11 protein-coding genes are annotated in these 10,805 nt (G+C 64.9%); 4 read left to right on the forward strand and 7 right to left on the reverse strand.

Annotation, left to right across the window (positions count from 1 at the left end):
• Window positions 1–428: 428 nt before the first annotated feature.
• Entirely contained in the window at window positions 429–869 is a 441-nt protein-coding gene (locus EOA75_RS20985; RefSeq protein WP_095780081.1) for a GFA family protein, read from the forward strand.
• A 19-nt stretch (window positions 870–888) separates the two neighbouring features.
• Here the strand turns inward: EOA75_RS20985 and EOA75_RS20990 are convergent, their stop codons facing one another.
• The 5 genes from EOA75_RS20990 to EOA75_RS21010 form a co-directional block, all read right to left on the reverse strand.
• Window positions 889–1,650 (reverse strand): glucose 1-dehydrogenase, encoded by a 762-nt coding sequence (locus EOA75_RS20990; protein ID WP_127325059.1) that lies wholly within the window; start codon window positions 1,648–1,650, stop codon window positions 889–891.
• Between the two features lie 11 nt (window positions 1,651–1,661).
• Window positions 1,662–2,474 (reverse strand): ABC transporter permease, encoded by an 813-nt coding sequence (locus EOA75_RS20995; RefSeq protein WP_127325060.1) that lies wholly within the window; start codon window positions 2,472–2,474, stop codon window positions 1,662–1,664.
• A complete protein-coding gene (locus EOA75_RS21000) occupies window positions 2,474–3,337 on the reverse strand; it encodes an ABC transporter permease (protein ID WP_095800661.1) in 864 nt (287 codons plus the stop codon). Before EOA75_RS21000 ends, EOA75_RS20995 begins: the two co-directional genes overlap by 1 nt.
• A 74-nt stretch (window positions 3,338–3,411) precedes the next feature.
• Window positions 3,412–4,575, reverse strand: a complete 1,164-nt coding sequence (locus EOA75_RS21005) for a spermidine/putrescine ABC transporter substrate-binding protein (protein WP_095800622.1) — start codon at window positions 4,573–4,575, stop codon at window positions 3,412–3,414.
• Window positions 4,556–5,692 (reverse strand): ABC transporter ATP-binding protein, encoded by a 1,137-nt coding sequence (locus tag EOA75_RS21010; RefSeq protein ID WP_067319026.1) that lies wholly within the window; start codon window positions 5,690–5,692, stop codon window positions 4,556–4,558. The genes EOA75_RS21005 and EOA75_RS21010 overlap by 20 nt, the downstream gene beginning before the upstream one ends.
• A gap of 118 nt (window positions 5,693–5,810) precedes the next feature.
• On the opposite strand from EOA75_RS21010, the gene EOA75_RS21015 reads away from it, so the two are divergent.
• From EOA75_RS21015 to EOA75_RS21025, 3 genes are all read left to right on the forward strand, one after another.
• Entirely contained in the window at window positions 5,811–6,620 is an 810-nt protein-coding gene (locus tag EOA75_RS21015) for a helix-turn-helix transcriptional regulator (protein WP_095783587.1), read from the forward strand.
• Window positions 6,621–6,825: 205 nt separating this feature from the next.
• Window positions 6,826–7,524, forward strand: coding sequence for a GntR family transcriptional regulator (locus EOA75_RS21020; RefSeq protein ID WP_066990043.1), 699 nt, complete (start codon window positions 6,826–6,828; stop codon window positions 7,522–7,524).
• A 287-nt stretch (window positions 7,525–7,811) separates the two neighbouring features.
• Entirely contained in the window at window positions 7,812–9,167 is a 1,356-nt protein-coding gene (locus EOA75_RS21025; protein ID WP_067319031.1) for a glutamine synthetase family protein, read from the forward strand.
• Window positions 9,168–9,179: 12 nt separating this feature from the next.
• Here the strand turns inward: EOA75_RS21025 and EOA75_RS21030 are convergent, their stop codons facing one another.
• Both EOA75_RS21030 and EOA75_RS21035 read right to left on the reverse strand, forming a co-directional pair.
• Complete coding sequence (locus EOA75_RS21030; protein WP_127325061.1) at window positions 9,180–10,169, reverse strand: ABC transporter permease; 990 nt, start codon at window positions 10,167–10,169, stop codon at window positions 9,180–9,182.
• A partial coding sequence (locus EOA75_RS21035; RefSeq protein ID WP_164747474.1) for an ATP-binding cassette domain-containing protein occupies window positions 10,166–10,805 on the reverse strand: 640 nt, incomplete at its 5' end. The genes EOA75_RS21035 and EOA75_RS21030, both read right to left, overlap by 4 nt.

Here is a 10,805-nt window from a genome sequence, read left to right on the forward strand (position 1 = left end):
GGGGTATGCGGAGTGCTCGATCCGGCCTGATGGCCGGCCAACAGGCCGGATCGAGCACTCCGCATACCCCCTCGGTCCAGCCGTCCCGAACGACATGCGAACCGACCTTGGTCTCCTCCGCGCGTTGCAGATTCTCGTGCCGGCAACAGCGCATGACTAGTGATGCCCCGCTGAAAGACGATTTCTTGCGGCCGAAATTGAAAACAGCCGAGAGCCGGAGCGGCTTTTTTCCATTTGCACGGCAAACCTCTTCAAGGAACCTGGCCTATGGTTTGACCGATCGTTGCTTCCGGCGCAAGCCCACCCGCTGGGACCACTCCGCGCGTTGCACGGCCAAAGGAACTCGCTGCCGGTTTTGATGTTCCCACTGAGCACGCCACCGGCGCACAGCGCGGCCGACGGAATTCAGCACGATCAGGAGCGATGGGATGGAAAGCACGATCGAAACGGGGGCATGTTTTTGCGGGGCGATCGCGGCCGAGATGCAGGGCGATCCGTTCTGGATCTGCTTCGACCATGATGACGACTGCCGCCGGGCGATCGGAAGCCCGCTGACCATCTGGATCGGTTACCGGCCGGACCAGTTTCGCTTGACCCGCGGCCAGCCCAGGGAATTCTCGAAAACCCGGGGCATCGTCCGCAGCTTCTGCGAGAAATGCGGCACCTCGATCGCCTATCGCGACGAGGGACTGAACGACGAGCTTTATGTCACCATCGGCTTCTTCGACCATCCGGAGCGGTTTCGGCCACAAGCCCACGCCTATTGGCGGCTGCGTCTGCCCTGGCTGGAATTTTCCGACGATCTGCCGCGTATCGACACCTACTCGCGACGCCGCGATCCGGCATTTGGAAATCCCGTCGACCGGTAGATCGCTCGCCAAGCGCGCCTCAGCCGATGCTTTCGCCGCCGTCGACGACCAGCGCCTGGCCGGTCATGAAGGACGAGCGGTCGGAGACCAGGAACAGGATTGCCTCGGCGATCTCCTCCGCGCTCGCCCAGCGCCCCATCGGAATCTTGGTACGTACATAGTTTTCAATTGCGTTGCGGCCACCCATCTGGGTGATGAACGGCTCGTTGAACGGCGTGTCGACCCAGCCCGGACAGAGCGCGTTGATGCGCACATTGTGTTTGGCGTAGTCGAGCGACATCTGCCTGGTCATCGCCACCACCGCATGCTTGGACGTGGCATAGGCGATCATCTCGCGATCGTAGAAGACGCCGGAATTGGACGCAGTGTTGAGGATGACCCCGCCGCCCTGCGCGATCATCGCCGGCATGACGGTCTTCGCCGCGAGGAACTGCGCCCGCACATTGATCCGCCACGACGCGTCCATGCCGTCGGTGCTGACTTCCGTCAGCGTGCCGCCGACCTGGATGCCGGCATGGCTGTGCAGGATATCGATCCGGCCGTGCTTGCCGAGCGTTCCCGCTATGAGGTCCTCGACCGCCGTGTCGTTGGCGACATCGGTCGCGACCGCTTCGGCGCGGCCGCGGGCTGCGCGGATAGCGGCCGCCGTGGCCTCGCCTGCCGCCGGATCCCGGTCGGCGATCACCACGACAGCCCCTTCCCGCGCCATGATCATGGCGCCGGCGCGCCCGATGCCCGACCCGGCGCCCGTCACCACGGCGATGCGATCTTTCAAAATCATGGATCTGTCTTTCAAGGCGATGGTTTTCGTCGGCCGAGCTGCCATTGCGCGAGCAGGACGAGCAGCACCGAGGCGGCGAGCACGATCGTCGCGATGGCGTTGATCTCCGGCGTCACCCCGCGTCGGATCGAGGCAAAGACATAGATCGGCAAGGTCGTCTGCGCGCCGGCGACGAAGAAGGCGATGATGAAGTCGTCGAAGGAGAAGGTGAAGGCGAGCAGGAAGCCGGCAATCACAGCCGGCATGATCTGCGGCAGCACGATCGAGCGGAACGTCGTCAGCGGTGTTGCATAGAGATCGCTCGAGGCCTCGACCAGGTTACGGTCAAGGCTGCTGAGCCGCGTGCCGACGATCATCGTCACAAGCGCCATCGAGAACAGGCCGTGCGCGGCGATAATCGAGCCGTAGCCGAGCGCCAGGCGCGGCGGCTGGTCGGTCGGCCAAACCGAAGCGAGGAACGGATTGACGACGGCGAAGAGCTGCACCAGCGCTACCAGCGTCGAAATGCCGATGACCACGCCCGGCACGACGATCGCGGCACCCAGCAATGCGTCGAACACGCCCCTTGTCCGCGAGCCGACACGCTGCAGCCCGAGCGCCGCGGCCGTGCCGCAGAAGGCCGCGAGCAGCGCGCTGGTGGTGGCGATGAACAGGCTGTTCTTCAGCGCCTCGACCAGGAACGGGTTCGACAGCGCCTTGCCATACCATTGCTCGGAGAAGCCGGTGAACTCGCTGGCGTGGTGGCCGGCATTGAAGGAGAACAGCACGACCAACGCGATCGGCAGATAGAGGAAGGCAAAGACGGCAACGACGAAGGCGCGCATCAGATCAGGTCCACGCGGCGGGCGCCCGAAAGCCGGGTCGAGAGGCGGTTGGCGATGATCAGCACCACGACCGAGACCAGCACCAGCGTGATGGCAATCGCCGATCCGAACGGCCAGTTGCGTGACTGCAGGAAGAGGTCGACCAAGGCGTTGCCGATGAAGAACACCTTGCCGCCGCCAAGCAGCGTCGGGATCAGATACTCGCCGAGCAGCAGGATCATCACCAGCGAGAAGCCGGTCATCACGCCCGGCAGCGACAGCCGGAGCGTGACGCCGAGGAAGGTCGATAGCGGCGTAGCACCCAGATCGGCGGACGCCTCGAGCAGCCGCCGGTCGAGCCGCTCGAGGCTGACATAAATCGGCAGGATCATCAGCGGCAGATAGCCATAGACGATGCCGAGCAGCACCGCGCCAGGCGTGTTGATCAGCCTGAGATCCTCGATGCCTATATAGGCGAGCAGGGCGGGAATGCCGCGCCCGCCAAGGATGTACATCCAGGCATAGGTGCGCATCAGAAGGCTGGTCCAGAACGGGATGACGATCAGCGCGAGCAGGATCAGCCGCCAGCGCTGCGGCGCGCGCAGCGCCAGGTAGTAGGCGACGGGATAGGCGACGAGGAGGCAGGCCAGCGCGCCGACCGGCGCCAGCACCATCGTGTTCCAGAAGGCGGTCGCCCGTGCCGGCAGGTTGGCATATTGAGCGACGGTGAACGCTGCCTGGTAGCCGCCCTCGGGCGCCCGCTCACCGACGCTGAAGATGGCGATGGCGACGAACGGCAAGACCAGGAACACGACGAGCCACAGCGTCGCCGGAGCGAGCAGTAGGGCGGTCAGGAGATTTTTGCGAAGGAGACTGCCGCGCATTGAAAAAGCCGCTTCGGCGCCGACGGGCCTCTGCCCGCCGGCGGTAAGAACTTGACCGGAGTTGGTGCCCTGATTCACGCGGCCTTGAAGCGCGCCATCAGCTCGGCGCGGCCCGGATCGGTGAGCGTCGCGGCGGCGCCGAACTCGAGCGGCTTCAGAAGTTCGGCGGCCGGATAGAGGATCGGGTTCTCGAGCACCTCCTTCGGCAGCAGCGCATTGACCCGCGCGTCGGTCGAAGGCGCGCCATTGGCCAGATGCTCCTTGACGGCGACCTTCGGGTTCATCAGGTAGTTGAGCAGCGCATAGCCGGCCGGCTTGTTCGGCGCGTCCTTCGGGATGGCGTAGAAGTCGGTCCAGATCTCGCCGCCCTCCTTGCCGAGCACATAGGCGATCTCAGGAATATCGCGATGAAGCTGCGCGCCGTCATTGGTCCAGCACATCGTCATCCAGGCGTCGCCCGAGCGCATCGACGGCTGATAGTCGCTCGACACCGCGAAGAGATGCGGCTTGACTTTGAGCAGCAGTTCCTCGGCCTTGGCGAGCTCGTCCTGCTTCAGCGAGTTGAACGAGTAGCCGTGATATTTCAGCGCATTGCCGATCGTGGTCAGCTGGTAGTCATGCACCATGGTGCGGCCGTCGCCTTCCGCCATGGCCGTGTCCCAGAATTCCTTCCAGCTCGACATCGGCTTGGCGAGCTTCTTGGTGTTGACGGCAAAGCCGGTCGTGCCCCAGTTCTTCGGCACGGCGTAGATCGTGCCGTCGATCGTGCCTTCCGCGGTGAAGCGGGCATCTTCCTTGCTGCCGTCGAAATTGCCGAGCTTGGCCATGTCCAGCGGCTCGATGATGCCGAGCTTCTTATAGGTCGAGATGGTGTAGTTGGTCGGCACGAACAGGCTCCAGCCCGAGCCGCCGGCCTGCAGCTTGGCCAGCATCTCTTCGTTCGAACCGAAGACGTTGACCTCGACGGCCACGCCCGTCTCGGCCTTGAAGTTCTCGAAGGTCTGCGGGTCGTGATAGTTCGGCCAGGTGGCGATAGACATGCGGTCGCCGAGGTTCTCGGCAGCAAAGGCCGGTGTCGGCCTGATGCCGAGCTCGCGCGCCATCACCGCGGTCGCGACACCGAGGCCGGTGAGGCCGAGGAAGTCGCGCCGGCTGATCGAGCCGCGCTTCAGGCGCATCAATTGGTCGACGAATTTTTCGGGGCTTATCGGCAGTCCGTCACGATAGGATTTTGACATGTTGGTCTTCCCTCTGGTTGGTCCCGTTGTTCTTAGGTTGCGGAAACGCCAGCGGCGCTCCCGCGGCGAAGCCGATGGCGACGGGTTCGCCCGGCTTGAAAAGGTTGCCCCGGCCAGTCACGTGATCGGCCTTGGTAAGCAATGATCCAATGCCCTGCACTTCGATCGCGTATTCCGCGGTCGAGCCAAGAAAGATGCGGTTACGGACAATGCCCTTGAGGCCGCCGCCTCCGGGCGCCGAGAGGCTGAGCGATTCCGGCCGAAGGCTGACGGATACGGCCTCGCCCCGGCTGAGCGGTACCCGCTTGCGCGCCGAAATCACCGTGCCGTCGGCGAGCGCCACATCGACGAGGTCGCCGGAGAGCCCGGCCACCTTGCCGCTGAGCAGATTCGTCTTGCCGACGAAATCGGCGACGAACAGATCGGCCGGCTCGTCATAGATCTCGCTCGGCTGGCCGATTTGCACCACGCGGCCGCCATTCATGACGCACACGAAGTCGCTCATCGACAGCGCCTCCTCCTGGTCGTGGGTGACCAGAACGAAGGTGATGCCGATTTCGCGCTGCAGGTTCTGCAGCTCGATCTGCATGTCTGTGCGCAGCTTCTTGTCGAGCGCCGCCAGCGGCTCGTCGAGCAGCAGCACCGCAGGCTTGTTGACCAGCGCCCGGGCGAGCGCGACGCGCTGCTGCTGGCCGCCGGAAAGCTCGTGAATCTTGCGGCGTCCGTAGCCCGCAAGCTGCACCATGGCCAACGCCTCACCTGCCTTCAGGCTGATCTCGCGCGATGACAGACGCGGCCTTGCCTGGCGAAGTCCGTAGGAGATGTTCTCCTCGACATCGAGATGCGGAAACAGCGCGTACTGCTGGAACACCATGTTGACCGGACGCCGGTAAGGCGGCGTTCCGGCCATGTCGCGGCCGCGGATCAGCACCTGCCCGTCGCTCGGCTGCTCGAAGCCGCCGATCATACGCAGGCATGTCGTCTTGCCGCAGCCGGATGGTCCGAGCAGGGCGACGAAGGCCGCGGGCGGGATGGCAAGGTCGATGCCGCTGACCGCCGTGACGGCGCCGTAGCGCTTGGTGACCGCGCGAAACTCGATATCGGGCACTGCAGTCAAGCCACGGCTCCAGCGACAGCGTGAGGCAATCTTTGCAAAGCTAGCAGAGCCAATGGCGCCTAGTATATACCTCGCGGGTGGTATATTTAATTGATTTTAGCATTTCGAGGGGTATGAATTGAGCGCCTCCCGCAGCGACGACTACAACGCGCTCGGCGCCGTGATTGCCGCGGCGCGCGAGACCGGCGATCATTTCGGCAAGGCGATCGTCGGCTGGCTGCGCGGGCATGTCCGCTTCGATCACTGCGTCGTCTTCGGCTATCGGGGTGCTGCGCGGCCGCCGCTTCTGTTCGAGACCTTCTCGCCGGCCGAAAGCCACATCTTCGTCGCGCTCTATCAGGAAGGGCCCTATCTGCTCGACCCCTTCCATCACGCCGCGGTCGAGCGCAGGGAAGGCTTCTGGCGCATGCGCGAGTTGGCGCCGGACCGCTTCTATGCCAGCGAGTACTACCGCTCGTACTACAGCCAGACCCGGCTCGCCGAGGAGGTCGGCTTCTTCGTTCCGCTGGCCGGCAAGGATGCGCTAGTGCTGTCGCTGATGCGGCTGCGCGCCTCGGGGCCGTTCGGAACAGCCGACGCCAGGCTGTTGCGCGACATGGCTCCCGCGGTGGTCGGCTTCTGCCGACAGCGCTGGCCAGCCTTGCCTGCCGAAGAGACCACGGTTGCGCCGCCGGGCGAAGCTGCGGCGGTGACCAATGAGCTGGATCGCGCCCACATCTGGAAGAGCCTGTCGCTGACCTCGCGCGAGAAACAGGTCGTCGACCTGGTGCTCCAGGGTCACTCGACGGAATCGATCGCCAGGGCACTCAGGATCGTCCCAGGGACCGTGAAGGTCCATCGCCGCAACATCTATCGCAAGCTCAAGATCAGGTCGCAGGCCGGCCTCTTCGCGCGCTTCGTCGAGATCATCGACGCGCGCATCGGATAGTGCGTCTCCAGCTAACTGGAACCGCTCCACGGCGCGCATGCCCAGGGGCGCCGTTCGGGTCAGGCAGGGAAGGCCGCCCCTGCCTCACTTGCGGCGCCGCGCGTTAACCGTCTATCGTGCGATCGAGGGCCGCCGGCCAAGTGTCGTGGTTGCAGACAGAGCGGCTAAACCAGATTTCAGGGACGGACGAAGTAGCGCATAGCCAATGGCCGACAAAACACAATTCGGACTGACTGCCCTCGACACAGTACCGCTGCATGAGAAAGTCTATCTGGAACTGGTGCGGGCGCTGATGTCGGGTCAGCTCCAGCCCGGCCAGAAGCTGACCTCGCGCAAGCTCGCCAAGGAGCTCGGCACCAGCGACATGCCGGTGCGCAGCGCCTTCATGCGGCTGCAGGCGCTCAGGGCGCTGAGCCCGATGCCGAACGGCAGCGTCGAGGTGCCGATGATTTCGGCGGACCGTTTCCAGCAGCTCACCGACGTGCGCACGGTCCTGGAAGGCACGGCCACTGAGCTCGCCACCGGCCTCATCAACGGCAACAACCTGCGCGCCATCCGCCGTCATTGCGCCGAACTCACCCAGGCCGCCCGCAGCGGCGACATCGACGACTACCTGCGCAAGAATCACGACTTCAAATTCTCGATATACCGCCACTGCGGCAACGAGCAGATGATCTTCCTCATCGAGACCGTGTGGATGCAGGTGGGCCCCTTCCTCCGCAACCTGCGCATCGGCTTCGAGGACGACCTCGCCGGCATTCTCGGCATCGACTATCATGAAGAGGTCGTGGCGGCGATCGAGGTCCAGGACGGCGAACGAGCCCGCGCGGCCATCGTGCGCGACATCGACGAGGGCGCGACGCACATTCTCAAACAGATCAAGTTTCCTGAATTGCGGCACTAATGCCAGCGTAGATCGAGGGATTGCCCTCGCCCATCACGATACCGGCAGCCAGCTCACCGTTGACCGCGCAAATGCCCCCTTGGCTTTCCCCTAGCGGCCAGCTATGTTGCGATCGCAGATCGCAGCTATGGACCCAAAATGCCGCCCGATATCCCAGCTAGTGAATTGAAAAAATGAAGGAACATCGCCTGGAACCATCCGTGGCGACCTTCATAAACTCACAAGCTGTAGAATGGATATCGTAGCCGGAACGGCTGCAGCACCTCCGAAAGAACAGGGGCTGGAAATTGGGCGATGCAATTGCGGACGTTTTGAACTGGCTTGAAAGCAGAAGCGACATCCAGAGCCTGCGGGCCGCGGTGTGCGACCTGAACGGCATCATGCGCGGCAAGCGCATCCCGGTCGAGCAGGCGCGCAAGGCGCTCGAAGGCAAGCTGCGCATGCCTTATTCGCTGATCGGGCTCGACATCTGGGGAGAGGACATCGAAGGCAACGCCCAGGTTTTCTCGACCGGTGACGCCGACGGGCTTTGCCATTGGACCGGACGCGGCATCCTGCCCGTCAACTGGACGGCGCATCCGACGGCGCTTTTGCCCCTGTGGCTCGCCGACGAGGCCGGCGCACCCTATCTCGGCGATCCGCGCCGCGCGCTCGCCCGCATCCTCGACCGCTACGCAGCGCTTGGTCTGACGCCGGTTACCGCGACCGAGCTTGAATTCTATCTCGTCGATCCGACATCGCAGCGTCCGGTCGGTCCTGTCTCGCCGGTCACCGGCCGGCGTCTCGATTCCGATGCGGCGCTTTCGATCGACGAAATCGACGATTTCGAAGGCTTCATTCACGACATCTACGAAGCCTGCCGCATGCAGGGCATTCCGGTCGATACGGCGATCGCCGAGAACGGCGTCGGCCAGTTCGAGATCAACCTCAACCACGTTCCGGATGCCTTGCGCGCCGCGGACGACGCCGTGCTTTTCAAGCGCACGGTCAAGGGCATCGCGCGCAAGCACGGCTTTGCCGCCTGCTTCATGGCCAAGCCCTATGGCGAGCGCGCCGGCAACGGTTTCCATGTTCATTTCAGCGTGCTCGACAAGGACGGCCGCAACATCTTCGACGACGGCAGCGACCAGGGCTCCGACACCATGCGCCACGCCGTCGGCGGCCTGCTCGCGGCCATGGCCGAAAGCACGCTGGTGTTCGCGCCGCATTTCAACTCCTACCGCCGCTTGCGCCCGCGCTCCTATGCGCCGACGGCTGTCGCCTGGGGCTACGAAAACCGCATGGTGGCGATCCGCATTCCAGGCGGCCCGTCTGCCGCGCGCCGCATCGAGCATCGCGTTTCCGGCGCCGACGCCAATCCCTATCTGGTGCTGGCGGCGATCCTGGGTGCCGCGCTGATGGGCATCGAGCGGCAGCTGTCGCCTGGCGAGCCGACCGGCGGCGAGGGACAGGGCCTCACGCTTGCCAAGCTGCCGCCTGACTGGGCCTCGGCGATCGCCGCCTTCGAGACCGGCAAGCGCGTCGCCGAAATCTTCCCGGCCGTGCTGCGCGACGCTTTCATCGCCTGCAAACGCCAGGAGTTGAACACCTTCGCGCTCAATGTCAGCGACTTCGAGATCGAGACCTATCTCGAAAGCGTCTAACCCCGCGCGGGGCTATTCTCCCGACCGGGCCCGCTGGCGCTCTTGCACGATGACGGCCAGGATCAGCAGCGCGCCCTTGGCGAGCAGCTGGTAGAAGGTCGGCACGGAGGTCAGGATCATGCCGTTGTTGAGGACGCCGATGATCAGCACCCCTAACATGGCGCCGATGATCGTGCCCTTGCCGCCCTGCAGCGCGCAGCCGCCGAGGATCGCGGCGGTGATAGCCTCTAGCTCCAGCCCCTGGCTGCCGGAGGCGGGCTGTCCGGACATGGTGCGGCTGGCCAGCACCAGTCCCGCCACCGCCGCCGCGAAGCCGCTCATCGCATAGATCGAGATCTGGTAGCGGCGGATCGGGATGCCGGCGAGCCGCGCCACCGTCGGATTGCCGCCGAGCGCGTAGATGTTGCGGCCGACGACCGTCTCACGGGTGAAGACGATGAAAGCCGCCATCGCCGCGATCAGCAGCCAGATGGCGAAGGGCAGCCCGAACAGCGTGCCGATGCCCAGCGCGCGCAGGCTGTCGCCGGTGATCGGTATGGAATTGCCGTTGTTCATCAGATAGGCGAGGCCGCGGAAGGCCGACATCGTGCCAAGCGTCGCGATCACCGCATTGACCGGCCCGTAGACGATGATCAGCCCGTTGACTGCGCCTGCCAGCAATCCGGCGAGCAGGCCGGCGAGGATGCCGGCGGGGATCGAGCCGGTTTCCTGGGCGGCGACGGCCAGCACCATCGTGCTCAGGCCGACGATCGACCCGACCGAGATGTCGAGCCCGCCCGATACGATGACGACGGTCTGCGCCATTGCCAGGATGCCGAGAATGGTGACCGCGAGGCCTATGTTGATCAGGTTGCGCGGCGTGAAGAAGACCTCCGGCCTCAACACGCCAAAGATCGCCAGCAGCACGACCAGAGCGATCAGCAGGCTGATGTTTTGCGCGCCGATGCGGCCAAACAGGCTGGCCGGCGCGCGCTCGCGTCCGGCGGTCGCGGTATCGGTCACGACACCCTCCTTTCGATTGCTTTCTTGTCCGAGCGCATGGCCAGTGCCAGCACCGCCTCCTCGCTCGCCTCTTGCCACGGCAGCTCGCCGCTGATGCTGCCGCTCTGCATGACCAGGATGCGGTCGGCAAGGCCGAGCAGCTCCGGCATCTCCGAGGAGATGAGCAGGATGGCGAGGCCCTGGTCGGCCAGGCTTTCGATGAGCCTGTAGATCTCCGCCTTGGCGCCGACATCGATGCCGCGCGTCGGCTCGTCGAGGATCAGGACCGCCGGCCCCCGTGCCTGCCAGCGCGCGAAGACGACTTTCTGCTGGTTGCCGCCGGACAATTTCCCGACGGCCTGCTCGATCGACGGCGTCTTGACCCGGAGCTCGGCGACATGGCGGGCGACCAGCGCGCGCTCGCGCCTGCGGCTGAAGAAGCCGTAGCGCGACACCTTGTCGGGTACCACGAGGCTGACATTGTCGCGCACCGCCTGCATCAAAAGCAAGGCCTCCTGCTTGCGGTCCTCCGGCACCAGCCCGATTCCGGCGGCAACCGCATCCGCCGGCTCGCGCGGCCTGTAAGGCCGGCCGCCGACGGCCATCCGCCCGGAGAGCAGTGGATCGAGGCCGACGACGGCGCGCGCGACTTCCGTC

This window comes from Mesorhizobium sp. M1A.F.Ca.IN.022.07.1.1 (assembly GCF_003997575.1).
Lineage (GTDB): Bacteria > Pseudomonadota > Alphaproteobacteria > Rhizobiales > Rhizobiaceae > Mesorhizobium.

Coding starts and splice junctions, on each gene's coding strand:
- EOA75_RS21005 (WP_095800622.1), bottom strand. CDS start 4,575: ATGTCAAAATCCTATCGTGACGGACTGCCGATAAGCCCCGAAAAATTC.
- EOA75_RS20995 (WP_127325060.1), bottom strand. CDS start 2,474: ATGCGCGCCTTCGTCGTTGCCGTCTTTGCCTTCCTCTATCTGCCGATC.
- EOA75_RS20985 (WP_095780081.1), top strand. CDS start 429: ATGGAAAGCACGATCGAAACGGGGGCATGTTTTTGCGGGGCGATCGCG.
- EOA75_RS21020 (WP_066990043.1), top strand. CDS start 6,826: ATGGCCGACAAAACACAATTCGGACTGACTGCCCTCGACACAGTACCG.
- EOA75_RS21000 (WP_095800661.1), bottom strand. CDS start 3,337: ATGCGCGGCAGTCTCCTTCGCAAAAATCTCCTGACCGCCCTACTGCTC.
- EOA75_RS20990 (WP_127325059.1), bottom strand. CDS start 1,650: ATGATTTTGAAAGATCGCATCGCCGTGGTGACGGGCGCCGGGTCGGGC.